Annotated in this window: 18 protein-coding genes; 9 read left to right on the top strand and 9 right to left on the bottom strand. The window is 64.0% G+C overall.

The features are described from left to right. The first annotated feature begins 76 nt into the window (after positions 1–76). The 3 genes from HOY34_RS07600 (at position 77) to HOY34_RS07590 (ending at position 6694) form a co-directional block, all read left to right on the top strand. Complete coding sequence (locus HOY34_RS07600; protein WP_172361470.1) at positions 77–4390, top strand: strawberry notch family protein; 4314 nt, start codon at positions 77–79, stop codon at positions 4388–4390. Then, entirely contained in the window at positions 4390–5430 is a 1041-nt protein-coding gene (locus tag HOY34_RS07595; RefSeq protein ID WP_172361647.1) for a DUF7146 domain-containing protein, read from the top strand. Before HOY34_RS07600 ends, HOY34_RS07595 begins: the two co-directional genes overlap by 1 nt. 331 nt (positions 5431–5761) lie before the next feature. Further along, positions 5762–6694 carry a DUF2493 domain-containing protein gene (locus tag HOY34_RS07590; RefSeq protein WP_436645099.1) on the top strand — a complete coding sequence of 311 codons (933 nt, stop codon included), beginning with the start codon at positions 5762–5764 and terminating at the stop codon, positions 6692–6694. Positions 6695–6749: 55 nt separating this feature from the next. Here HOY34_RS07590 and HOY34_RS07585 read toward each other — a convergent pair whose 3' ends face one another. Beyond that, positions 6750–7067: an H-NS histone family protein gene (locus tag HOY34_RS07585; RefSeq protein WP_172361468.1), complete on the bottom strand. Its 318-nt coding sequence runs from the start codon at positions 7065–7067 to the stop codon at positions 6750–6752. 623 nt (positions 7068–7690) lie between these two features. Next, on the bottom strand, positions 7691–7960 hold the full coding sequence (locus HOY34_RS07580; RefSeq protein ID WP_172361466.1) for a WGR domain-containing protein: 270 nt from the start codon (positions 7958–7960) through the stop codon (positions 7691–7693). Between the two features lie 873 nt (positions 7961–8833). On the opposite strand from HOY34_RS07580, the gene HOY34_RS07575 reads away from it, so the two are divergent. The 4 genes from HOY34_RS07575 (at position 8834) to HOY34_RS07560 (ending at position 11973) form a co-directional block, all read left to right on the top strand. Continuing rightward, positions 8834–9157: a DUF736 domain-containing protein gene (locus HOY34_RS07575; protein ID WP_172361464.1), complete on the top strand. Its 324-nt coding sequence runs from the start codon at positions 8834–8836 to the stop codon at positions 9155–9157. Positions 9158–9269: 112 nt separating this feature from the next. After that, complete coding sequence (locus tag HOY34_RS07570) at positions 9270–9866, top strand: DUF6088 family protein (RefSeq protein ID WP_172361462.1); 597 nt, start codon at positions 9270–9272, stop codon at positions 9864–9866. Positions 9867–9868: 2 nt separating this feature from the next. Further along, positions 9869–10885, top strand: a complete 1017-nt coding sequence (locus tag HOY34_RS07565; RefSeq protein WP_172361460.1) for a nucleotidyl transferase AbiEii/AbiGii toxin family protein — start codon at positions 9869–9871, stop codon at positions 10883–10885. A 764-nt stretch (positions 10886–11649) separates the two neighbouring features. Then, positions 11650–11973, top strand: coding sequence for a DUF736 domain-containing protein (locus HOY34_RS07560; RefSeq protein ID WP_172361458.1), 324 nt, complete (start codon positions 11650–11652; stop codon positions 11971–11973). Between the two features lie 58 nt (positions 11974–12031). Here the strand turns inward: HOY34_RS07560 and HOY34_RS07555 are convergent, their stop codons facing one another. Further along, positions 12032–12721, bottom strand: a complete 690-nt coding sequence (locus HOY34_RS07555) for a hypothetical protein (protein ID WP_172361456.1) — start codon at positions 12719–12721, stop codon at positions 12032–12034. A gap of 850 nt (positions 12722–13571) precedes the next feature. Here HOY34_RS07555 and HOY34_RS07550 point away from each other — a divergent pair. Further along, positions 13572–13748 carry a hypothetical protein gene (locus tag HOY34_RS07550; protein ID WP_172361454.1) on the top strand — a complete coding sequence of 59 codons (177 nt, stop codon included), beginning with the start codon at positions 13572–13574 and terminating at the stop codon, positions 13746–13748. 489 nt (positions 13749–14237) lie between these two features. Beyond that, on the top strand, positions 14238–14711 hold the full coding sequence (locus tag HOY34_RS07545) for a DUF3768 domain-containing protein (protein WP_172361452.1): 474 nt from the start codon (positions 14238–14240) through the stop codon (positions 14709–14711). 219 nt (positions 14712–14930) lie between these two features. Here HOY34_RS07545 and HOY34_RS07540 read toward each other — a convergent pair whose 3' ends face one another. From HOY34_RS07540 to HOY34_RS07515, 6 genes are all read right to left on the bottom strand, one after another. Beyond that, the gene (locus HOY34_RS07540; protein ID WP_172361450.1) at positions 14931–15527 is read right to left on the bottom strand and encodes a hypothetical protein; all 597 of its coding nucleotides are present in this window, start codon (positions 15525–15527) and stop codon (positions 14931–14933) included. Next, positions 15524–16252 (bottom strand): ParA family protein, encoded by a 729-nt coding sequence (locus HOY34_RS07535; protein WP_172361448.1) that lies wholly within the window; start codon positions 16250–16252, stop codon positions 15524–15526. Before HOY34_RS07535 ends, HOY34_RS07540 begins: the two co-directional genes overlap by 4 nt. 174 nt (positions 16253–16426) lie before the next feature. Then, entirely contained in the window at positions 16427–16981 is a 555-nt protein-coding gene (locus tag HOY34_RS07530; RefSeq protein ID WP_216654676.1) for a lysozyme family protein, read from the bottom strand. Between the two features lie 496 nt (positions 16982–17477). Beyond that, on the bottom strand, positions 17478–18101 hold the full coding sequence (locus HOY34_RS07525; RefSeq protein WP_172361446.1) for a hypothetical protein: 624 nt from the start codon (positions 18099–18101) through the stop codon (positions 17478–17480). Then, positions 18098–21601: a MobF family relaxase gene (gene mobF / locus HOY34_RS07520; RefSeq protein ID WP_253944303.1), complete on the bottom strand. Its 3504-nt coding sequence runs from the start codon at positions 21599–21601 to the stop codon at positions 18098–18100. Before mobF ends, HOY34_RS07525 begins: the two co-directional genes overlap by 4 nt. Then, entirely contained in the window at positions 21598–23853 is a 2256-nt protein-coding gene (locus tag HOY34_RS07515) for a type IV secretion system DNA-binding domain-containing protein (protein WP_172361444.1), read from the bottom strand. The genes mobF and HOY34_RS07515 overlap by 4 nt, the downstream gene beginning before the upstream one ends. Positions 23854–23979: the final 126 nt, after the last annotated feature.

Here is a 23979-nt window from a genome sequence, read left to right as displayed (position 1 = left end):
GAAGGGTTTGAGGCCCGTGCGGGGGAGAGAGCACCGCGCGGCCTGTCCCCATGACCTGCTCTCCGGAGATTTCCCGATGAATATGATGCCCCCCGTCCGTCCGACGGGCTCATCCGATGCTGCCCATGCCCCGGCGGTGATCGCCGCCGCGCAATTGCTGCTGCCCGATCTCGCGCAGGGCCGTCGGATCGATGCCACGGTGCTGCGGATGGCGATGGAAGCCAGCTTCTGCGGCTCCGATGCCGATGGTGCCTGGGACTGGAAAACAGGTTACGAGGCGACCGAGGCTGCGACGGTCCTCTTCCTGCGCAAATATGGTCGCGCGCTCCTGCAGAAAGCCGGATCGAGTGCGGCCCTGTTGCCGTTGCTCACCCGGATCACCGGCCTGCTGCCGTCCCAGACCCGGCGCTCCGAGGAAATGCAGACCCGTCAACAGTTTTCCACGCCGATCCCGCTTGGACTCGCGGCGGTAACTGCTGCCGCGATCACGCCCACCGACCGGGTGCTGGAACCCTCGGCCGGGACCGGACTTCTCGCGGTTCTCGCGGAAATTTCGGGCGGCACGCTGATGCTGAACGAGTTGGCAGACCTGCGCGCCGGCCTGCTCGATGCGCTGTTTCCGGGGGTGCCGGTCACGCGCTTCGATGCTGCACAGATCCATGACCACCTGCCCGAGGCGCAGGTTCCGAGCGTCCTGCTGATGAATCCGCCTTTCTCCGCTATGGCCAATGTTCAGGGCCGTGTTGCGGACACGACGCTGCGCCATGTGGCCTCGGCGCTGGCGCGCCTGGCACCCGGCGGTCGCCTGGTCACCATCACCGGCGCCAATTTCTCGCCGGATCATCCGGATTGGCACGACGCTTTCGCCCGATTGCAGGAGACCGGGCGCGTGGTCTTCTCGGCAGCTGTCGATGGCGCGGTCTATGCGAAGCACGGCACCACCTTTCCGACCCGGTTGACGGTGATCGACAAGATCCCGGCCGAAGATCCGAATGCCTTTCCGGCATTGCCCGGCAGCGCGCCGGATGTCGCCACCCTCATGGGCTGGGTCGCAGACCAACTCCCGGCCCGGTCTGAGGTGCGGTTTCCGGCCACGCCGCGCGCGGCAGCGGCGCGCCTGGTGCAGGCTTCCCCCGGGTTCCGACCGAAGCGTGCGTTTCGCCGGACGGCCGAGACGGGCCCCGTCGATCCGGCCGCCGAACGCCTGACCTATGACACGCTGGATTGGCATCCCGACGAGGCCGGGCGCCTGACCGATGCGATCTATGAGGAATATGCGCTCCAGACCATCGCCATTCCGGGCGGCAAGGCGCATCCGACGAAACTGGTGCAATCGGCCGCAATGGCCTCGGTCGCGCCGCCGAAACCCGATTATCGTCCGCTGTTGCCACTCGATATCCGCGACACGCTTTCCGCCGCACAGCTGGAGACGGTGATCTTCGCCGGCGAAGCCCATGCCGAATTCCTGCCGGGAAACTGGCAGGTCGATGAAACCTTCGACATGGTGACGGCAGCGCGCGAGGATGCTGCCCAGACCGTGCAATTCCGTCGGGGCTTCATGATCGGCGACGGCACCGGGGTCGGCAAGGGCCGCGAGGGCGCGGCGATCCTGCTTGACAACTGGTTGCAGGGCAGACGGCGTGCGGTCTGGCTCAGCAAGTCGGACAAGCTGATCGAGGACGCGCAGCGCGACTGGTCTGCCCTAGGCATGGAACGGCTGCTGGTCCAGCCGCTGTCCCGCTTCTCGCAGGGTAAGCCGATCACCCTGCCGGAAGGCATCCTCTTCGCCACCTATGCCACCCTGCGCTCCGACGAGCGCGGCGAGAAGAAATCCCGCGTCCGCCAGATCGTGGACTGGCTGGGCGAGGATTTCGACGGGGTCATCCTCTTCGATGAAGCCCATGCCATGGCCAATGCCGCCGGCGGCAAGGGTGAACGCGGCGATGTCACGCCATCGCAGCAGGGCAGGGCGGGTCTGCGCCTGCAGCATGCGCTGCCGAAGGCCCGCGTCGTCTATGTCTCGGCCACCGGCGCGACGACTGTCCACAACCTGGCCTATGCGCAACGGCTCGGGCTTTGGGGCGGCGAAGATTTTCCGTTCTCGACCCGGTCCGAATTCGTTGCGGCAATCGAGGATGGCGGGGTCGCCGCCATGGAAGTGCTTGCCCGCGACCTGCGCGCGCTCGGCCTCTATACGGCCCGTTCGCTCAGCTTTGACGGTGTGGAATACGAGCTGGTCGAGCATGAACTGACCCCGGAGCAGATCCGCATCTACGATGCTTTTGCTGCTGCGTTCATGGTCATTCACGGACATCTCGACAAGGCGATGGAGGCGGCGAATATTACGGGTTCCGAGGGGACGCTGAACCGCCAGGCAAAATCGGCGGCACGATCCGCCTTCGAGTCCACCAAGCAAAGGTTCTTCGGCCATCTTCTGACCAGCATGAAAACGCCCACGCTGATCCGCTCGATCACCGAGGATCTCGAGGCTGGCCATGCTGCCGTCATCCAGATCGTCTCGACCGGCGAAGCCCTGACCGAACGCCGCCTTGCCGAGCTGCCGACCGAGGAGTGGAATGACGTCCGCATCGATATCACGCCCAGGGAATATGTCCTGGGGTATTTGCAGCATTCCTTCCCGGTGCAGCTCTACGAGCCCTATTCCGATGCCGAGGGCAATATGTTCTCGCGGCCGGTCACGCGCGACGGCCAGCCGGTCGAAAGCCGCGAAGCCGTGGCGCGGCGCGACGAGATGATCGCCCATCTCGCCAGCTTGCCGGCGGTTCCCGGTGCGCTCGATCAGGTGATCCAGCACTTCGGGACCGATATGGTCGCCGAGATCACCGGCCGGGCGCGGCGGATCATCCGCAAGGGCGAGCGCCTTGTGGTCCAGAACCGCTCCGGCTCCGCCAACCTGTTCGAGACCCAGGCCTTCATGGACGATGACAAGCGTGTGCTTGTCTTCTCCGATGCCGGCGGCACAGGGCGCAGCTACCACGCCGAGCTTTCGGCGAAGAACACCCGGCTTCGGGTCCACTATCTGCTGGAACCGGGCTGGAAGGCCGATGCCGCAATCCAGGGTCTCGGGCGCACCCATCGGACGAACCAGGCGCAACCGCCGCTGTTCCGGCCGGTGGCCACCAATGTGAAAGCGGAAAAACGCTTCCTCAGCACCATCGCCCGCCGCCTAGACACGCTTGGCGCGATCACCCGCGGTCAGCGCCAGACTGCCGGGCAGGGGCTCTTCCGCGCCGAGGACAACCTCGAAAGCCCCTATGCGCGTGATGCCCTTCGCCAGCTCTATATCCTGCTCTATCGCGGCAAGGTCGAAGGCTGCCCGCTTGAGACGTTCGAGGCGATCACCGGGCTGAAGCTCACGGATGACAATGGGATCAAGGACGATCTGCCGCCGATCACCACCTTCCTCAACCGGTTGCTGGCGCTGACCATCGAGATGCAGGGGGTGCTCTTCGCGGCCTTCGAGCAGCTGCTGACCGCGAAAGTCGAGGGCGCCATTGCCGCCGGCATCTACGACATGGGCCTGGAGACGCTGCAGGCAGAGAGCTTCGCGGTCACCGACCGGCAGGTGATTTACACGCATCCCCGCACCGGAGCGGCCACCCAGCTTCTGACCATCCTCCAGCGCGAGCGTAACGAGCCACTGGGTCTCGCTGCGGCACTGGACTGGCTGGAGCAGGAGCCGAAAGCGCAGCTTCTCATCAACGAGCGATCCGGGCGCGCTGCTGTCGAAATCCCCTCGACCAGCATCATGCTCGATGATGGCGAGATCATCCGCCGGGTGCGGTTGATCCGGCCGATGGAAAGCTTCAACCTCTCGATCAGCCGAATGGAGGAATCCGCCTGGATCGCTGCCGATCTCGCAGCCTTCCGCGCGGCCTGGCAAGCCGAGCTTGGCGAGGTTCCGGAGTATTCGGAAACCACGCTGCGTATGGTCACTGGCCTGCTTCTGCCGATCTGGAAGCGCCTGCCGCAGGATTCGACCCGGGTCTATCGTCTCCAGACCGATGAGGGTGAGCGGATCATCGGCCGCCGGGTCTCGCCCGCCTGGGCGGCTTCCGCCAGCACCGCGGGGGTTACCTCGCTGACGCCTGAACAGGCGCTCGCCGCACTGAATGACGGCAAGACCATCCTGGATCTTCAGGAGGGGCTGCAACTGCGCCGCGCCCGGGTCATGGGCGCCTGGCGGATCGAGCTTTCCTGCTTCACCGATCAGATGCGGCAGCGCCTGACCGCCTATGGCCTCTTCCATGAGATCATCTGCTGGAAGCTTCGCATGTTCGTGCCGACCGATGCGAAGGGCGTCGAAGTGCTGACGCGGCTCTTCGAGCACTGGCCGGTCCGGAGGATTTCCGAGCGGGAGGGCGCATGATGTCGCGCATGATCGCTTCCGACCTCGCAGCCCGTCTTGGCCGACAGGCTGAGGCGGTATGCCGTCATTATCTCCCGGCCGGTCGAAAGACCGGTCGTTACTGGATTGTCGGCGATGTTCACAACAGCCCCGGCCGCAGCATGTTCGTGCGGCTGGTCGGGCCGGAATCCGGCAAAGGGGCTGCAGGCAACTGGCAGGATGCAAAAACAGGAGAATATGGCGATCTGCTTGATCTTGTCCGCATCCGCTGCGGACTGCATGAGTTCCGGGATGTTGCGAATGAGGCCTCCCGCTTCCTTGGCCAACCGCACCCGGAGCCTGTCGTCAGATCGCCTGCCTCGCATCGCCCGGACGCGACCTCCGATCTTGGCACTGCAGCCCGGCGTCTTTTCCGCATGTCGCATAATCTTGGCGGTTCCCTTGCGGAAACCTACCTGTGCAACCGCGGTCTGTCCGTCCTCACGGGCCTTCCCGCGCTGCGGTTCCATCCCCGTTGCTTCTACCGGCCGGAGGATGGCGGGCTGACCGAGCAATGGCCGGCGCTGATCGCTGCCGTCACCGACCTGAAAGGCCGACAGACCGGCACGCATCGCACCTGGCTCGCGCGCGATGGTTCCGGCAAGGCGCCGCTCGACCCACCGCGACGGGCCATGGGGGATCTGCTGGGCCATGGCGTGCGCTTCGGGGCACCCCGGGATGTGCTTGCCGCCGGGGAAGGGATCGAGTCCGTCCTCTCTGTGCGCGAAGCGCTGCCCGGTCTGCCATCGCTGGCTGCGCTCTCGGCCGGTCATCTCGCGGCCGTGCTGCTCCCGCAGGGGCTGCAGCGCCTCTATATCATCTGTGACCGCGATCCGGCGGGCGAGGGGGCCAGTGATCGCCTTGCCGCCCGCGCTTTCGAGTCCGGGATCGAGCCGGTGCTGTTGATGCCGACGTTCGGCGATTTCAACGACGATCTGCAACGTCTTGGTCCGGTTGCCCTGCGGGAGCTTCTGCTGGATCAGCTTCATCCCATGGATCGCCTGCGGTTCCTGCCGGATTGAGATCGCCGGTGAGGGGGCGCGGGAGGGGCTGGGCTGGTGCCTGCCGGTGTTCTCGCGTGATCGGGCGGCTCCCTTCGGCTGCGGTCGGCGCCCACGGCCTTCTGAGAGGGCGAGCGGGCCCATAAGCGGGCGGGAAAGGCAATGGCGCGGCGCCCGGCTATTTTCCGCCGCGCGGGCCGTGAGCGGCCCGCGCTTTGCATCGCGAGGCAAAATAGCCGGCCTTGGCCATCAGGGTCCTCGCGGAGCTCGGACTGCCTTTCCCTCCCGCCCATGGGCTTTCCGTCGCCTGTGAAGGCCGCGATGGGCGCGGCCGAAGATCAGGAGCCACCCGATGATGACGGAAGACTTTGGCGGGCAAGAGCCGAGCCACACCACCTCTCCCACCTACCACGCGATCGCCTATCTCCAGCAGCACGGCTGGCGGCCTGGCCAGGATGAGCCCGATCCGCGCCCGATGCCCGAGGGCGAGGCCGTGTCCCAGGCGGTTGCCGATATCTTCGATGCCTTCGTCGCCACGCTTGGCGATACCCGGCTGGAACCCGATCTCGAAGAACTGCTCTGGGGCACCGTCAATCTCTTCCACCGCGCCAATGCCCGGATCGAGCGGCAGCTCGACGACAACGAGCAGGCGCAGCGCCGCCTTCAGAGAGAGCAGGACGGCTCCGAGGTAAAATCCGTCGAACTGGAGCGCATCACCGCCGAAGGGCAGACGCTGGTCGAGCGCAGGAGTGCCATGGAGGCCTTCCGTGATCTCGCCGCCGAAGCCTTCGAGACCCATACCGGATCGGCCTGGCGCCCGCGCTCGGGCTCCATGGTCAATCACCGTCACATGACCTCGGCGTTGGTCGACAGCCGGGATTTCCTCGCCGCCAAGCGGCGCAGCGAGGCCGAGGTGCTGATGCCCGCAGGCCCGAAGATTGCCTTCTCGGGCGGTCTGGACTTCAATGACCACCGGGTCATCTGGGATCGGCTCGATCAGGTTCACGCCAAGCATCCGGACATGGTGCTCTTGCACGGCGCCTCACCGCGGGGTGCAGAGCTGATCGCCGCGAAATGGGCCGACAACCGCAAGGTGGCGCAGGTTGCCTTCCGCCCCGACTGGAACCGCCACAAGAATGCGGCGCCCTTCAAGCGGAACGATGCGATGCTCGAGATCTTGCCGATCGGGGTCGTGGTCACAACGGGCACCGGCATTCAGGAAAACTTCGCTGACAAGGCCCGCAAGCTCGGGATTCCGGTCATGCGGATCGGAGGCGGCGCGTGAGCGCCGCATCTCTTCCTTCCTGCGGGTGCCTTTCTGGGCCTGCGGGATTGCCCGCTCAGATCGCGAAATCTTCCAGCGATTTGCCGGCGGCAAGGCCGTCATTGATCCATTGCGGTTTGCGCCCGCGTCCGGACCAGGTGATCTCGGGGTTTTCCGGATGGGCATATTTTGCCTCGGAAGGAGACCGCTTTCTGCTGGTCGTAATGCCCGTCAACTCCCCGAGCGTGAAGCCGAACTCTTTTGCCCGCTCTTCCAGCGCGGCAAGGGCCTCAGCCTTCTTGCGATCTTCAAACGAAGTGATCGCTTTGGTGACGTCCTTTTCGAGCTTCTTCAGCTCGGTCAGCGTCAGGTCGTTCAGATTGATCTCGGGCATGGTCTCTCCGGTATCTGGCCCCGGAAGATTAAGCTCCGGGATGCAGCTGCGCAATCTTTCAATTCTCCAGCTTTCATCGCTGTAACGGGAAGTCCCTCCAACCTTCAAGGGTGATGGTGTGGTCTGATCGACCAAAAGCCATAGCGACCGCCGTCAGATCACGGATCAGCCAGCTTGCCCGGGACATCCATGCGAACATCGCCTGCAATTCGCTCCAGGTTTTGACGAGATGTTCACCGTTGAGTTCCGCCTCCAGACAGGCTCCTGGCCGGGCTGACGGTTTTCTGGCACAATGTCCAGCAAACCATGGCAGACGAAATTTCTCACGTGGAGGGCTTTGCGCAATTCCTGTTCCAGCATGTGACTGAGGTCAGTCGCCCGGCGACCGGTGCAACTTGTCACGTCTGTCCGACTCCGGATTTCTTCGCCCCATAGTGCAATCTTCGACGAGAGCTGGTGCGGGATGTTCTTGCCTGTGGTCCGGGTCATGCGCGTAATCGAGCTGCCAATGTCTCGCTCGATTTGCGACCAGAGCCAGATCAGAGAACCGATGGCACCTTTGATCTGTTCATAGGTCACCGCGTCAGGGGTTTCAGGCATCTGAGGTCAGGCTCGGCTCAAGATCATGTCTGATCCGATATGGGTTCTTCAGCGCGAGATTCATAGCCGCGCCGCTGCTTGAAACGGACAAGTTTGAGGAATGCCTCTTCAGCTTGCACAGGTTCATGGAAGGTTTCCAGTTGCATACGGCCAGCTGTTCCGATCCGTCCCCAGTTGCGGACGACCGAGACCTCTCCGAAAAGCGTCGGCTGGATCGAAGCGGCATAAAAGCGGCGCATATTGCGCTCGGCATCTATGCGCCGGAGATGAGCAGTGCTGTGATTTTTCTGCATGCCTGGAATCTCGCATTCCTGCCGGGCACAGGTCCAATGATTTTCCGGAATCGTTTCGGCTGATGAGATTCAATTCGGTGATGGATCATCTGGCGGCACTCTGCTCCGGGTTCGGGCGTCCCCCGGTTACACCTGGACGGGCTCTGGTCCTTCGGACGGGAGCCGGCAAAAGACCGTCCCCCCATGCAGGCTGCGATCCCTGACGCGAATTGCTGCTCTATCTGCCTGGCAGAGTTGCCCTGTCGCCTTGCCTCGCCGTGATTTCGGGAGGCTGGTTGCCAGCGTCGTTGGTCTGATCGCGGGACGGTGTGCAGATCGATGCCAGTGGTTCCCGCGGGCCCGACGTCGGGCGCGGCAGGGTGATGGCTGCGATGATGCCCGGTCCGGCCTTGCACCCCGCTCGGATCCGGTCACCTGTCGAGACCTTTCCTGGAGCTATGATCGCCGACCGACAGGGAAACGGACGCGGCGTGTTGTGGTGTCCGGGGATATCGGAAGAGCACCGGGACGGGGTGTGCCGACACGATGTCATCCGCCGGGGCATCATGCCCGGATGGCGGCGGCGATGGCGAGGGCAGGTGTCTTCTCCTGCTGGCCGGACAGCACCGGGCAGCCCCTGGCGGCCTCTGCGATGGGTTGATCTGGCCGAAGGACGGCGCGCCTGCGCGCCTCGGTCACCTCGATGCAACAGCGCCGTCACGACTTTCTTCCCCTGCGGCCCAGAGGGCCGCATTCCTCGCGGGACAAGAAAGTCCCTCCTCTGCTGTCAGGCCCGGGCTCTGGCCCGGGTGCATCAGCGCCCGCCTCCGGCCGGACGATCCCCATCGAGGCCGCAAGGGGCGGCCCGAGGAACAGCCATCGAGGAGAAACACCATGGCCAATATCGGCACCTTCCGCAAAACCGGCAACGAATACACCGGCGAGATTGTCACCCTGAGCCTGCAGACCCGCAATGTCCGGCTCGTCCCCGAAACCCGCGCGACCGGCGACAATGCCCCCTCGCACCGTGTCTATGTCGGCCGGGCCGAGATCGGCGCCGCCTGGGACAAGGTCTCGACGGATGGTCGTCCTTACCTGGGGCTGAAGCTGGACGATCCGTCCTTCAACGCCCCGATCTATGCCAGCCTCTTCGACGACGAGGGCGGCGAGACCCACTCCCTGGTCTGGACCCGCCCGCAGCGCCGCGACGCAAACTGAGCCGACAGGATCACCGCCCCGCCCGGGAAATCCGGGCGGGGCAAACGGCTCTGATGCCTCCGGGTTTGCAATTCAGAAAAAGATACCCTATTTTCTGAACAGAGAGGGCATCATGAGCGCGTCAAGAATCCACAGACGGATCGTCGGGAAGGGCCGCGGCGCGATCTTCGCGCCTGCGGATTTCCTCGATATTGCCTCACGCGACAGCGTGGACAAGGCTCTGTCCCAATTGGCCGAAAAAGGCCTGATCCGGCGTCTTGCCCGCGGGCTCTACGATTATCCCAGGATCAGCAAGAAGTTCGGTATGGTTGCTCCTCCAGTCGATGCGGTGGCCCAGGCCATCGCGCGGAAGGGCAACCATATCCTTCAGGTATCGCCCGCCACTGCGGCGAACCAGTTCGGCCTGTCCACGCAGGTTCCGGCGAAACACGTCTATATGACCGATGGTCCGACCCGCAGCAGGATCGTGGGGCGTCAGATCATCGAGTTTCGCAACGCTTCGCCGAAGACATTGGTCGGTGCGGGCCAGAAGAGTGGTGCCGTGTTCCAGGCGCTGCGCTATCTCGGCAAGGACAAGGTCGACAGCCAGGTGGTCAGCAAGCTTGCCCGGGCGCTCGATGACCGGGACCGGGATGTGCTGATCCGGCACAGCAAGCAGGCTCCGGCCTGGATGCAGCCTGTGGTGCAGCAGATCGCGGCCCAGATCTGACGATGGATGTTTTTGCCAACGACGATCCGCGTGAACGACTGGCGGCCTTCGACGAGGCTGCCGCCCGGCTTGGCACGAGCAGCGTGATCGTCGAGAAGGATTTCTGGGTCTGTTGGACGCTGCGGCAGCTTTTCGCAGGGACTTCGGTTCGGCGGCATCTGATTTTCAAAGGCGGCACATCGCTCTCCAAAGCCTTCGGCGCGATCAGCCGGTTCTCCGAAGACATCGACCTCTCGCTGGATCGCGGTCTGCTCGGCTTTGTTGGCGAAAAGGACCCGGCGGCACATTCCGGTAAGGCACAGAAGGCGTTGCTGGCGGAGCTGGAAGGAGCTGCTGCCGATTTCATCGGCGGGCTCCTGCTGGCCGAGTTGCAGGCCTTGTTTGCGACAACGTTACAGCAACATCATTCGGTTGAGCGCGATCCGGAAGATTCACAGACCCTGCTTTTCTCCTACCCGAATGTTGCGGGAGCGGATGGCTATGTGAAGCCCGTGGTCCGGATGGAGTTCGGTGCACGTGGCGTCCTTCTGCCCGCCGAGGAAAAACGTTTCATCCCGGATCTGGAGCGGGCGATTCCGGGGCACCTGTCCCACCCGGGGGTCGCTGTCATCGTCCTTGGTGTCGAGCGCACCTTCTGGGAAAAAGCGACCATCCTGCACATGCTGGCACATCGGGACACGGGCAAGGTTTTGCCTGATCGGATGTCGCGTCACTATTACGATATGGCAATGCTGAGCCGCCATCAGGCCAGGGCGCTGGCACTCTCGGATCTGGCTCTCCTGAACGAAGTAGCCCATCACAAATCAATCTGGTTCCGCGCTGCATGGGCAAACTACGAGAAGGCAACGCCCGGTAGCCTGAGGCTCTTGCCGGGCCCGGAATTGGAGAAAGCGCTGCGAAGAGATTACGCCGGGATGCGGGAAATGATCGTCGGCGATACACCGGGTTTTGATGAAATCCTTGTAGAGATTGCGGCGCTGGAGCGCGAGATCAACGCTCTTGGATCACCACAAGTTTAAGGGCGTCCCCCGGCTACACCGGGTCGGGCTCTGGTCCTTCGGACGGGAGCCAGCCAAAGGCCGTCTCCCCCCCATTCGGGCAACGATCCCTGACGCGAATTGCTGCGCTATCTGCCTAGCAGAGTTGCCCTGTCGCCCCGCCCCGCCGTGATTTCGGGAGGCTGGTTGCCAGCGTTGTTGGTCTGATGGCGGGACGGTGTGCAGATCGATGCCGGTGGTTCTCGTGGACCCAACGTCGGGCGCAGCAGGATGATGGCCGCGATGATGCCCGGTCCGGCCTTGCATCCCGCTCGGATCCGGTCACCCGTCGAGAACCGTCCTGGAGCTATGATCGCCGACCGAAAGGGAAACGGACGCGGCGTGTTGAGGTGTCGGGGGATATCGGAAGAGCACCGGGACGGGGTGTGCCGACACGATGTCATCCGCTGGGGCATCATGCCGGGATGGCGGCGTCGATGGCGAGGGCAGGTGTCTTCTCCTGCTGGCCAGACAGTCCCGGGCAGCCCCTGGCGGCCTCTGCGATGGGTTGATCTGGCCGAAGGGCGGCGCGCGAGCGCGCCTCGATCGCCTCGATGCAACAGCGCCGTCGCGACTTTCTTCCCCTGCGGCCCTTGGGGGCCGCATTCCTCGCGGGACAAGAAAGTCCCTCCTCTGCTGTCAGGCCCGGGCTCTGGCCCGGGTGCATCAGCGCCCGCCTCCGGCCGGACGATCCCCATCGAGGCCGCAAGGGGCGGCCCGAGGATCAGCCATCGAGGAGAAACACCATGGCCAACATCGGCACCTTCCGCAAAACCGGCAACGAATACACCGGCGAGATCGTCACCCTGAGCCTGCAGACCCGCAACGTCCGGCTTGTCCCCGAAACCCGCGCGACCGGCGACAATGCCCCCTCGCACCGTGTCTATGTCGGCCGGGCCGAGATCGGCGCCGCCTGGGACAAGGTCTCGAACGATGGCCGTCCCTATCTGGGGCTGAAGCTGGACGATCCGTCCTTCAACGCCCCGATCTATGCCAGCCTCTTCGATGACGAGGGCGGCGAGACCCACTCCCTGGTCTGGACCCGCCCGCAGCGCCGCGACGCAAACTGAGCCGCAGGATCACCGCCCCGCCCGGGAAATCCGGGCGGGGCGAGCGGTCTTGCCGCAGTCAGGACATGGGATCAATCGTTTGCTTCCGAGCAACTGCTGCGTCGACCCAGTCCACAAAGGCTATGCTCGCCCCCAACGCCGCTTTCAGATTTGCAGCGTCAATACGCAATCGGGGGCGCATGAATGACAGCCCTGTTTCATTTTCTCGCCATAGCTTTTCTTCCGCCTCACTCGCGAAGATCATCGAAGGGAACCGCTCGAGATCGCGAGCAGGATGCTGCTCGCTCAGCATCGTGAGGTTGCTGCCATGCTGGCTGAGATTTCGGGCCAGAACGACCTGCTCGATCATGTCGATCGCCCGGGACTGGTCTTCGGGGTCAAGACCATATCTGCGCGAGAGCGCCGCGATATAGGCCCGGATGAACCCCCGCTCTTTGGCGGTGCGCTTGTCACTTGCGTCCAGATCGACCTCGCCGTGACGTCGCAACCCCTCAAGATACATCTTCAGGGCATCCGACAGCAGTGAGACTGCAGCTTGGCCAAGCATCTGCAATCCGTCTGTGGCGTCGGTCCATTCTTCCATATAGGGAGGCTCACCCGCTTCCGGATCGAAGCCAGGAGGCAGGTCGTCCCAAGGAGGAACCTCCTCCTCGATGCCATTGATGCGCGACGTAAATGCCTGAGACCCGGTATCATAAAAGGAGGCAATAAAGTCAGCCCTCTGACGAAAGAAAAAGGCGAGATCCATTTTGCGATACCCTTGAGAGTAAAGAGTCCGCGCCAGTCGCTGTCCTCGTCGACAGGAATACCGCGCTTGCCTCTACGCCGCAAACCAATCATCGCCCGCTCCTGCGGACTTTTGGCCCGCAATCTGGGCGTGACCTCGCGCAAACGCGAGGCACGGCTCTAGTCATGTCCGCAGAGCGGCCCCGACCGGAGCCAGCCGCAAGCGGCCGTCTCCGCCCATTTGGGTCACGATCCTCACGCGGCGCAGTTTGTCAGCACCTGCGCCTCAACGGAACCGGGGTGAGGCTCTGCGTGAATGGCGGCCAGATTGCGGTGATTCTGTCATGCGTCGCCGCTTCCCGCCAAACGGGGATCGCGCGCAGCGGGATCCCTGCCATCTATGCATCGTGGGCACCTAGGACCGGTACAAGGATCTGCTGACCGGCCCGGATGGTGTTTGTGCCAGCATCGGCTCCGTTTCGATCCTGCTCGGGAGGTGGGCGGCTGCATCGCAGGGCGGCCAGATGCGAAACTCTCATCTGATGGTGCCTCGACTGGCATGCATGGAGCATCAGCAGCCCTTAATGGAGCGCTACCTCGGACCGGAGCAACGGTGTGGCAAGGGCCGGGCATCGGGATCTGGCCAAGCGCCGTCTGATCCGGAAGCACAAATCCCTCGCGATCTGACGCTGTCCCTGGCCCGGTTGAAAGCCTCCACACTCAACCCACAAGGGGTCGGCTATGCCGCTGGCATGCCGCCGGGCGGATTCGGGCTAGCCGAACGCGCCCGGTGAGTGCGGCTTCCACCAGGCCTGCGGGGCGCCTGTCACGCGGGGGATTGGCCCCTGCGTCCAAAAGACAGGAGCTGAACCATGTCCTTCAAAGATGCCACCGCCTATGCCGCCAGCCTCGCTGCGACCCTGATGGTGTCGATCGTCGTCTTTCGTGCCGGAGATGGCACCTGCGCTGCCTGCCCTGCCGAGGATATAGAAGGAGATGAGGTCGCCATTCTGACCGAGATTGATCCCTGGGAGGTCACGCGCCACTGAGGAACGGATCGATGTGGCAGAGCTCTGCCGCATCGATCTCACCGGAAGCTACTTGCGGTGTTACTGCCAGTCCCGCGGGTCGGGGCGTGCAGGGGGGATTCGGGCAAGCCGAACGCCCCCTGCAAGGCCAGCACCATCGCGAGCTGCCGGTGCAGCGAAAAGAAACAGAAGAAAGGGAACCGCCGGTTCCCCCGTCAACCGGAAAATGCTGCGCCCCAATGGCCACCCCCATCTTCCGCGCCGCCTGTTCGAGAGAGATTTCGGCAGCGGCCGAAATCACGATTTTTCTCAAGAAGAGGCAGCTTGTGCAGACGGGGCCCCCGACCCTTGTGTCTTGATTTTCCAGTTGCCGGGCCCCCCTCCTGCTCTCGCCGAGGGGCAATCCGAGAAGGAGAGACGCGCAACAGCGCGGCTCACCTTCCCGGACAGCCCTGATTTTTCAACGGGGCCAGGCCGGAAGGGATCGCCAGTTTGAAAAGGGGTTTCCTCATGGCACGTCACCAATGCATCACCTGCGAAACCGTCAACACCGCTTCCGCCGAAACCTGCCCGTGCTGCGGCGGGCCGGTCTTTGACCTCGACCGCTATGAGGCAACCCGCAGCGAGGCGAAAATCATCGGCGCGCAGAATGACGCCTTCCGCAAGGCCCTCGCCCCGGCAGAATGGCAGGGCCAGCAGATCAGGGGCCGGGTTGTCGTGACGCGCGGTATCCGTGACATGGGGCCGGAGTTTGTGCAGGCCGCGCTTGAAATCACCCGCAACGATGAGAATTTCATGGACGACCATAGTCGCTATGGCGCCCGCAGTTTCGGGATGCCGGACATTGCCCATGATGGCGACACCTTCCGCATCTATTGGAAAATCGACCTTTACGACAACGAGGAGCTGATGGGGCCGGAGGTGGAAAGCGACCCGAGCCAGACAATCCGCGTCCTGACCCTTTGCCTGCCCGAAGAATACTGATCCCGCAGGGGCGGCCCCGAACAACAGGGGCCGCCAGATTACCGCAACGACTCGAACCCGCGCATCCCCGGAAATGCGCGGAGTGGGAGAGCGGCCTCGCGCTGAAAGAATGACCCGTCGCGCCGCAGCCGCAAGGGCCGCAGCGCGACGGGTCCGGCGCTGCCCGCGCGGGGGCCGCTTTCGCGGCGCTGCTCCTGGTGGAATCGGCGCGAAAACCTGTCAGCCGAAGGGCACGTGGCCGGTCTTGCGTAAAACATCGCTGAGAAGCTGCGCGTAGATCGGTTCCACCGCCCGCGCGAGAACTGTTACTGTCGGCATCAGCCCATGCGGATCATGCTGCGCCAGCAGGCGCGCGACGATCTCGCCGGAGAGGCGAAGATCGAGTCGGACGCTGCTGCAGGTCCCAAGGCGTGGCAGTGGCGCGGCAGGCAGTTCGCGGGCAAGCCGCTCCTGCGCTGCCGCCGCCAGCTTGTGCCGGATCGCTCTACGACCGCCGACCGGATAGCTGGCCAGCAAACTCGCAAATTCATCGGCCAGCACCGTCTCGATCTTCAGCGTCAGCGAGTATTTTCGCCGGGGCAGGGGCGCAGACGCCGGCTTGGGTGCAGGAGCGCGATCCGGTATGCGAGGGCCGGAGGATGACTCTGGCGCAGCATCCCGCAGATCCGGTTTTCCCGGATCGGATGCTGTTTCAGGGTCGGGCGAAATACGGTCCTGAACCGCGATCCGTCCCGGAAGATCACCGGGCCTGCCATCCTGCTTATGCGCCGACCCGGGCAGGCGTGGGCCGCTGTTGATCACTCCCCGGTTCTTCATGCCTGCCGTCCTTCCGCCGCGATGATCGCATCCACTTCCGCGAGCAGCATCTGACAATCGTCCAAAGCCTCTCGCAGGCGCTTCACCTGCATCTTCTCCAACCCGCTGGCTTGCGCCTCGGTGCTGGCAATCGCCCGGCCGAGCAGACCGCGCATCACGATGTCGGCGAAAATCGCCGTGTCGCGCAGCCGGGTTTCCATCACGGGAAACCCGTCCAGCGCTGCATCGCGATAGGCGCTGGCGGCAACCGTCAGCTTTGGCCGCATCATCGTGAACAGCACTCGTGCCGCGCCGACCTCACGTTCGGCTTCCAGATTGCGGATCACTTCGAGCGCAGGGCCGAGTTCCGACAGTTCGGTTGCGGCGGGTTTGAACGGCAGGAGCGTCAGTTCGGCATAACGCAGGGCTTCGCGGTTGAAGGGATGATCTACCCCGGCAAGGTTCAGGAGCGCGTAATCGAAACGGCCGGAATCCTCCGCTGCCATCAGACCGGATTCGAGGTCCGCGATGCCGGTTGCCTCGAAATCGAGATAGCGGACTTCCAGCCGCTCGGACCAGCAGCCGATTTCCTCACTCTGCAAACGATACATGTTGAAATTGCGCTGCGGGTCGCAATCGACCAGAAGCGCCGACTGGCCGCGTGCCTCGATGGCACTCGCCAGCAGCATCAGCGCGGTCGATTTGCCGGTTCCCCCTTTGTGGCTATAGGCGGCAATCACTTTCATCTCTCTATCCTCTGGCGTTGTGACGGAATGACGGGTTGACGGCCTGCCGGTCTGGCGCGCAGCCGCTTCGGCGGCACGGCGGCACGGCGGCACGGCGGCACGGCGGCACGGCGGCACGGCGGCACGGCGGCACGGCGGCACGGCGGCACGGCGGCACGGCGGCACGGCGGCACATCAGCCCCCTGCCGCTGCGCGGGCCGGGGGTTTTGCGCGCGCCGCTTCCGTCGGGAAGATCAGCGCTGCCTGCTCGGCAAAAAAGGCGCGGCTCACCGTTGCCCGGTTCCCCGCAATGCCGTGATAGGCCGACAGACCGGATTCCAACGGGAACCCGGCCCATACCCGTGCCAGATTGTCCATGTAGGCATCGAGCGACAGGCTGCCGTCCTTCAATGCGGAGTAACCCGCGTCGAGGATCAGCACATTTGCCAGCGCATCCTGGATCGTCGCGTCGAACACCGTCTCCGCTGGCAAGCCTGTCCTGCGGATGAGCCTCTCCAGCGTCGCGGGGATGATCTGATACCGGCCGATCGCATGCTGCTGTCCGGGCGTCGCCGCGATCCACGCCCGGATTTCCGCAAGCGTCATACGACTTGGCGCTTTGGGTGGCGGGATGCTGGCGCTCTCGTGCCAGGCATCATAGCCCGCAACACGGCTTTCCGCGTGCTGGATCAGCGCCCGCAGCTTCTCCAGATCACCGCCGGCCAGAGGCAGGCGAAATGAACCGTCCATTATGTCACGCTTCGCACTGGCGGCGGGCTGATCGAAGGATGACGCAACCTGCAGCCCGGCAAAGCTTGATCCTTCGGGAACAGGCCGCGCGGATACCACTCCGGTCTCGAAGGACGAGCCCGATTTCCAATTGTCCGCAAGCGCAGAACCGGCGAGGAACAGGGTCAGAAGGCATCCGCCTGAGCCGACTGGCAGGAGGGAGCGGGATCTCCGCAGAAGGTCCTCGATGTTCCATCTCGGAGGAAGAGGGCACACCCTACGCAGCTCAGCTGACCGCCGCCACTGGCGGATGTAACACCCTAAAATATATGACAGTTCATGCGGGACGGGCTCTGGTCTTCCACCAGAACTGCCCTGAAATGACTTTGACCTGCTGACCCGCGAAATCACCAGCAAAATAAGGGATGCGAGTGGCCAGATCCATCTCGTGGCAGGGCCGTGGAGGAATATGGCAGAGCTCCTCTGGGCGGAATCGAGCAGAAAGCGGAGAGGAAACCTAGTCATCATCGCGTTCCACTTCGCGTTCATGGCGTTCTTCGGTGAGCCTGGGGTCAAAGCCTTCGCGGATGCGGTGGAACTGTTCGGTGAGCGCTTCGCCAAGAGATTCAGCTGTTGCCTCGCCTCGCTCGCGCTCGGTTGCCGGGTTCTGGATCAGCTGGTTCAGAAGCCGATCCTCTTCCTCGAGCGAGAATTCGGGGATCTCCAGCCCCTCGCGCTGGCGCCACAGCGCCATGGTGGCGCGCAGTTCGGTGATGGCGGGCAGGGCCTTATCATAGAGCCGCTCTGCCTGTTCGTTGCTGGTGGCGCCCGCGATGATCAGCACCCGGCGGATGACATGGAGCTCGCGCACCGTCTGCCCCACCGTCATCATCAGCCCGCGCATCCCGTCATTGTGGGCCGAGACGAGAGAGAGGAAGCGGGCATCAAGGTTCTGGAAGGCCTCTGTGAGGCGGCGGTTGGTCTCACGTTCGATGACAAGGTCGCTCTGGATGCAGGCGATCCCGGCTTCGAGATGGTCAGGACGGGAAATGTCGCCGGCCGGCGTGTGCTCTGCCGTCAGCGCGGCCGCGGCAGGGCCAAGTACGAAGCGGAAGCGGTTCTCGATATTCTCGCGTCTCATCTGATTGGTCCTTCCTTGGTTTTCTGCATCTGTTCGATCTCCTGGATGGTACGGGCAGCCTCGCGGTCATTGCGCTCGGGCGGGCGGTCCGCCTGTTTCAGAGCCGCCAGCTGCTCGCGGAAGATCTCCTCGGTATTGCCGGGGTCTCTGACGGGCTGGCGGATTGGCTGCCCGGCGTTCTGCTGGTCTCGCGACATGGCGGGATGGCGGTCTGACGGCTCGGCGGGCTGGCGCTCTGGCGTTGTGGCGTTATGGCGGTCGAGCGTTCCGGCATCGTGACTGTCCGGCGTTTTGCCGGGTTGGCGGTCTGGCGCGCTGCCAGCCTGGCGCTCCTGCTCCCGGAGCTTGTTGGCCGCCTCCCGATCCCGCGCTTCATCGCGCAAGCGCTGCTCATAAGCGTCGAGCGCGGCCGGCCTCTCGCCGGTCTGTTTCTCGATACGGTCGGCAAGCTCTCCGGCATTGGTCGTGATCAGCAGCGCTTCATCGCGGGCGCGGGAGAGCCCGACATAGAAGGATTTCTGGGTGCTGAGCCGTTCGCGGGACATCATGCCGACGATGATCCGGTCGATCGTCGCCCCCTGGAAATCATGGGCGGTCGCGGCATAGGCATGATCGAGGCCACGGGCCGCCAGGCTCTCGAGCGGCAGAACCGCCCGCTTGCCATCCTCCAGCCGGACCTCGACCTCTTTGAAGCCGATCCGTTCGATCATGCCGCGTGCGCCATTGGCCACGCCGCTGCCGCGGTCGGTGATCGCGAATTTCACCCGGTCGCCAGGGGCGAAGTCCCGCTCGACGGGTTCATAGGCGACAAGACTGGTGGCCGCCTTCCCGCCAGGAGCAAGGGGAATGCGGATCGTGGCCCCGCCCTCTTCCGGGCGAAGCATGATCGTGTTGCTGCGCAGGCTGCTGTCCGTCACCCGATAGAGCGCATTGGCGACAAGGCCCGCCGCCTTCAGATCCCGGATCGGGACGACGATATCCCCGATCTTGTAGCTCGCGGCTTCCGCCGCCTCGGCGCGGGTGAAATCATGTGGGGCGAGGCTCTGGACCCTCGTGTCGCGCGCGCCGATCCTGCCCTCCTGGCGAAGCTGGTCCCGGATCGCGGCATTCACCTCCTCGCGAACCTTGTTGGTCAGAACGATCAGACCGGTGCGCTCCCGCTCTTCTGGCGTATGGGCGAGCCAGGCAAGGGCGACCTTGTCGGTGAACTTCTCGTCTTTCCCCGGCGTCGAGATATTGCTGAGCCGGTCGAAGGCCGCACGGATCTCGCCGCGGATCGAATGCAGGACGGCATCGCGCAGGGCACCGTCGCGCTGGCGCTGAATATCGGCCATCAATGCGGTTGGCATCCCTGCGCGCTGAAGCTGGGCAAAGGGCGTGCCGGCGGCGACCGCGTCGAGCTGCTTGATATCGCCGAGAAGGATGACCCGCGCATAGCCTGCCTGATTGGCCCAGGCCATTAGATCGCGCATATCCGATGTGCCGATCATCGAGGCCTCGTCGACGACGAGGATGGTCTTCGACTTGTCAGAGGCGTCCCGGCCGATATCGGCATCGAGTTTGAAGCGGGCGATTGTCCTGGAGCCGGGCAGCACCTTTGCGAGCTCGGCGACCGCGCGATTGGTGGGAGCAGCACCTTCCACCGCATAGCCCGCCCGCTCGGCATGGGAGTGCAGCTGTTCGACCATGTAGGTCTTGCCGGTCCCGGCATAGCCTTGCACACCGACAAAGCGGCCCTCGGAAGAGAGGCCCATCAGGATGGCATCGCGCTGGCCTTCGGTCAGGCTGGACTGGGTCAGCCGTTCGCGCAGCGTTGCCTCACCCGACATCTTGACGCCGCCGGCCTCGCGCATGCGCGCGGGCAGGGAGATGCCGCCTTCCCTCCGACCCTGACGATATTCCTGCTGGACGCGCAGCTCTGCTGCGAGCGTGGCATCGTCGCTGTAGAGGGATTTCGAAACCTCATCGACCCTGACCTCCCGGGCGGGCTGGGGATCGACCTTCTCCGCAACCCAGCTGTTGCGGACGACCTCTTTCCAGCCATCGCCATCGCGAACCTTGACCGGAGCGCCTGCGACAACCCGCAGTGCGATATGATCCCCGGGCGCGACACCGGACTCCTTCATCGCTCTGGCCAGACCGACCCCCCAGAGTGTCTTCTCGCCGCGGTCGGTCTCCAGCGTGACGAAGTAGCTTTCTTTCTTTCCTTCCTCTTGGCGATAGGGGGCGGTGCCGTGGTCACGCAGGGTCCCGAGCATGCCTTCCGGACGCGGCGTCTTCAGGGCGGTTTCCCGCAATTCGTGAACATGCACGGGAACCAGCCGGCCTTCCGCCTCCTTGCGCAGGATCGCATCTTCCAGCCGGTCGGGACCGACATCGCTGTTGCGGTTGAGCGCCGTCTGCAAGAGATCGTCGGCGGAATAGACCGCGTTCCTTTCGCTGACATGGCGTATGGCGAAGTCGATGATCGCCGCCGCCTTGTCCTCCTCGCTGTGAGTGATGACACCTTCGCGGGTGACGCCTGGCAGTTGCATCGCCTTGTCGCGCGCGGCCCCGTCCCGGATCGCCTGCAGATCTTCGCGTGCGAAGCCAAGATCCCAGGCCTCCTTCTCCCAGGCGTCGCGCAATTCCGCCCGGTCCACGCCCCGGTTCTTGCCCCGCCGTGTCGCGAGCGCGGCAAGTTCGCTGTTGGCGGCCGTCGGCTCGATGCCCCGCTCTGCAAGTGCGGCCTCGATCTGCTGGCGGCGCTTGGAGAAGCCGTCCATCAGTTCCCTCGGCACACCGCGGATCTCGACATAGCCGTCCGGACCCTGACGCTCGACCGCATAACCAAGCTCGCCCAGGCCCTGTGCAAGGCTGTTGCGATAGACGCTGCCAAGAAGCTTCGCGTTGCGAAACAATGCCTCGTTGCTGAGGGCGGTCCATTTCCCGTCCTCGCCCAGCACCATGTTCTGGACCACGGCATGGCTGTGAAGCTGGGGATCGAGCGCGCGGGAGGTATCGTGGCGAAAGATCCCGGCGATCATCTTGCCAGGCACCTGAACGATCTCGCCATTCACCTCGCGCCGCGTGGCGATGAAGCGGCTCTCCGCATAGGCCATCGCCTCCTTCACGGCCCGGTCATGAGCGGCGAGGATCCGTTCGTCCCCCGCAACCAGCGCCATGATGGAAACCGATTTGCCGGCGGAGAAGGTCAGATCGATCCCGGGCCGGTGCTGGCGCTCGCCGCCCGACCATCGCCCGAGCGTCTGGCCCTCCCTCCAGTTGCCCTCTGCATCGCGTTCCAATGAGGGCGCATGACCCTGAAGCATGTCTGCGAAAAGCTGATCATCGATGCGCTCGCGGAAGGTATCCCAGCCAATGTCAGCGAGATGCTCGGCCGCCTTGCCGAACCAGGAGGCAGCCGCTTCGGCCTCCGGGCTGCCCGCAATGTAATAGCCCTCAGCCCGGTAATAGCCGCTGGCCGCGGCGCCGGCCGAGACATTGCTGAGCGACATCATAGCAGAGAGCCACGATCATCCATGATGTCGAAGAGCGGATCCGGCTCCGGTTCGGTGGGTGGATCGGCGATGTCGACACCGGAGTTCACCTCGACGCAGGATTCCAGAACCGAAGCATAGGACGGGACTTCGGGGCCCGACGGTGCGGCTACCCCCCTCCTGCGGCTGGAAACCAGCGCGGCAGTACTTGGCGTGACCCGGAAGGCCGGGTTGTCATTCCCCTTGAGCCGCGCACGGTAATAATGGTCCCAGAGTATCTCGTCGGGTATGCCCATGAGGGGCGCTTCCATCTGCCCGCTCTGTACGTTGAAATCTTCCGTGCGCCCCGCCTTGCGCCAGCGGAAGAAGGCGTCGATCTGCTGCTCCGGCGACCAGCTCGCCCATTTGCCGCGCTGCTCCTCCTGGACCGTGTCGATCAGCGTCGGCGCGATCTGCGCGGGCAGCGAGCCATCCTCATCCGCCGGGGCAGGGGTCTTGTGCGGGTCCATCCCGTCGAGATCAAAACCGCCACCATGGTAGGGGACGAATTTCTCGGCGCGTGGCTCGGTCGAAACCGGTTCGAACAACACCTTGGCGGTGGGGGCATCATAGGCGAAGCGGATATAGGCCTCGAACTGTGGCAGTGCCTGGATCTCCGAGGGGGTGACGATCGGGCGCTCGACCCGTTGGCTCATGAAGGCGACGCCGTCCCGGCTTTCATGGGCGCCGAAGCTCAGGTTCTCGCGCTGCTCAATCAGGTCCTGGAATCCCAGGGAGTCGGAGAACAGCTTGGCGGTGCGTGCGTCGGGCGTGTTGAAGACGATGCGGTTGTTGAGCGTGCCGGCGATGCTCTGCGCACCCTTCTCGCCATAGATATCTTCAAGCTGGGCATAGACCTGATAGCCGAGCACGAAGGCGCCGCCAAACTGCCGGACCTCGGCGAGCTTGGAGACGAGAAAGGGCAGGCGGTTGAGCGTCGGCACCTCGTCAAGGAAGAACCAGAGCGATGGGTCCCGTCGTTCCTCGCAGGTCATCAGTGCATTGGCCGCAACCTCGACGGCGGTGCTGATGATGTTGCGTGTCGCTGCCGAGTGTTCAGCATCGCCGGTGAGGAACAGAAAGCCGGGCTTCTCGCTCTTCACCCACTCGCGGACGGAGAAGGGCGCACCATCGTCGCGCAGAAACTCGAGAAACCGCAGTTCCGCAATCATGTTCGCCCGGATCGAGGCTGAGGTCTTCTCGACATGGGGCCCGAAGAAATGCGCCCCCGGCGTTCCGGCGAGCAGCTTCGCCAGTTCGTCGGCCGAGATCGTCATGATCGCGCGGCGCAGATCTGCGTTGGTCGGGGTCCTGGCCTTGATCAGGGAGCGGGCGGCATATTCGAACACAAGCCGTGCCGTCTGGCTCCAGAAGGGATCGCTCTGTCCCGGCCGCTGCGGGATCATCACCTCGGCGATCTGCGCCAGCGCTGCCGGGGACCGAGCCTCGAAGAAGGGCGACCAGATCACCGAACGGGCATCGAACGGGTTCACGATGATGTCGGTCTCGGGATCGTAGAAATCCCGAACCAGACCACCCATCCGGTCGTAGATGACCGCGCGTCCCGACCGTTCCCTTATCGCCTTCAGCAATTCCTTGATGGCGTTGGTCTTGCCTACCCCCACTGTCCCGAAAACTCCGGTCTGGGCTTCGACCGCATTGGGCGGGAAGGGAATCCCGGCGATCGTATAGGCATCCTTCTTGGCACCTGAACGGAAACGCTTGCGGTAGCCCTTCCACTTTTGCCGGGACCATTGTGAGAGTTCCGCTTGGGAAATCAGACGGCTGCCGCGCACATGCTGGTTCTCTCCGAGACGCCGCCCGACCCATCCGAAAATCCCAATACTGACCACCAGCACGATGCCAGCCGGCGTCACCGCGACCCAGGCGAGATGTTCGGCATTCTCGCGGTATCGGGTCGCGGTCGCCGTCATCCGAGGATCGGCTGCAATCTCCTCGGCCGATCTGACTTGTCGCCGGTGGAGATAGTCAACGTAGCTGATTGAACGCGCGGGATTTCCGATCGCGACATTGTAATCGGCAAGCCAGCTCACAAAGGTCTCGCGGACAAGGCGGAACTCGTAGTTCACCGCGATCAGGGCACAGTAGGTCAGCGTAAAGGCGGCGAGTCCCATGAAAAGCGAAGTGCGCAGGACCTGCGCCGCCATACGCCACCAATGCTGTGTCGTCTGTCCGCCGCGGACGAAGCGGGTCGGCTGGTTGCTGCGCCGCATGGTGTCCCCCCATGTTCTGAATTCGCGCCAAGCGCATGACGTTAGATATACGACGCAAACAAATAGTATCAAACAGCAAACAATGGTGCTAAACGTCAAAAAGCGAAACGCAGAACAGGAAGGGCG

This window comes from Pseudogemmobacter hezensis (assembly GCF_013155295.1).
Lineage (GTDB): Bacteria > Pseudomonadota > Alphaproteobacteria > Rhodobacterales > Rhodobacteraceae > Pseudogemmobacter > Pseudogemmobacter hezensis.
The sequence above is the reverse complement of the archived record's forward strand: the minus strand, read 5'-3'. Positions and strand labels throughout refer to the sequence as shown.

Excerpts from the sequence above, each read along its gene's own strand:
- HOY34_RS07600 (WP_172361470.1), top strand. The coding sequence starts at position 77 with ATGAATATGATGCCCCCCGTCCGTCCGACGGGCTCATCCGATGCTGCC.
- HOY34_RS07595 (WP_172361647.1), top strand. The coding sequence starts at position 4,390 with ATGTCGCGCATGATCGCTTCCGACCTCGCAGCCCGTCTTGGCCGACAG.
- HOY34_RS07590 (WP_436645099.1), top strand. The coding sequence starts at position 5,762 with ATGATGACGGAAGACTTTGGCGGGCAAGAGCCGAGCCACACCACCTCT.
- HOY34_RS07585 (WP_172361468.1), bottom strand. The coding sequence starts at position 7,067 with ATGCCCGAGATCAATCTGAACGACCTGACGCTGACCGAGCTGAAGAAG.
- HOY34_RS07580 (WP_172361466.1), bottom strand. The coding sequence starts at position 7,960 with ATGCAGAAAAATCACAGCACTGCTCATCTCCGGCGCATAGATGCCGAG.
- HOY34_RS07575 (WP_172361464.1), top strand. The coding sequence starts at position 8,834 with ATGGCCAATATCGGCACCTTCCGCAAAACCGGCAACGAATACACCGGC.
- HOY34_RS07570 (WP_172361462.1), top strand. The coding sequence starts at position 9,270 with ATGAGCGCGTCAAGAATCCACAGACGGATCGTCGGGAAGGGCCGCGGC.
- HOY34_RS07565 (WP_172361460.1), top strand. The coding sequence starts at position 9,869 with ATGGATGTTTTTGCCAACGACGATCCGCGTGAACGACTGGCGGCCTTC.
- HOY34_RS07560 (WP_172361458.1), top strand. The coding sequence starts at position 11,650 with ATGGCCAACATCGGCACCTTCCGCAAAACCGGCAACGAATACACCGGC.
- HOY34_RS07555 (WP_172361456.1), bottom strand. The coding sequence starts at position 12,721 with ATGGATCTCGCCTTTTTCTTTCGTCAGAGGGCTGACTTTATTGCCTCC.
- HOY34_RS07550 (WP_172361454.1), top strand. The coding sequence starts at position 13,572 with ATGTCCTTCAAAGATGCCACCGCCTATGCCGCCAGCCTCGCTGCGACC.
- HOY34_RS07545 (WP_172361452.1), top strand. The coding sequence starts at position 14,238 with ATGGCACGTCACCAATGCATCACCTGCGAAACCGTCAACACCGCTTCC.
- HOY34_RS07540 (WP_172361450.1), bottom strand. The coding sequence starts at position 15,527 with ATGAAGAACCGGGGAGTGATCAACAGCGGCCCACGCCTGCCCGGGTCG.
- HOY34_RS07535 (WP_172361448.1), bottom strand. The coding sequence starts at position 16,252 with ATGAAAGTGATTGCCGCCTATAGCCACAAAGGGGGAACCGGCAAATCG.
- HOY34_RS07530 (WP_216654676.1), bottom strand. The coding sequence starts at position 16,981 with ATGGACGGTTCATTTCGCCTGCCTCTGGCCGGCGGTGATCTGGAGAAG.
- HOY34_RS07525 (WP_172361446.1), bottom strand. The coding sequence starts at position 18,101 with ATGAGACGCGAGAATATCGAGAACCGCTTCCGCTTCGTACTTGGCCCT.
- mobF (WP_253944303.1), bottom strand. The coding sequence starts at position 21,601 with ATGATGTCGCTCAGCAATGTCTCGGCCGGCGCCGCGGCCAGCGGCTAT.
- HOY34_RS07515 (WP_172361444.1), bottom strand. The coding sequence starts at position 23,853 with ATGCGGCGCAGCAACCAGCCGACCCGCTTCGTCCGCGGCGGACAGACG.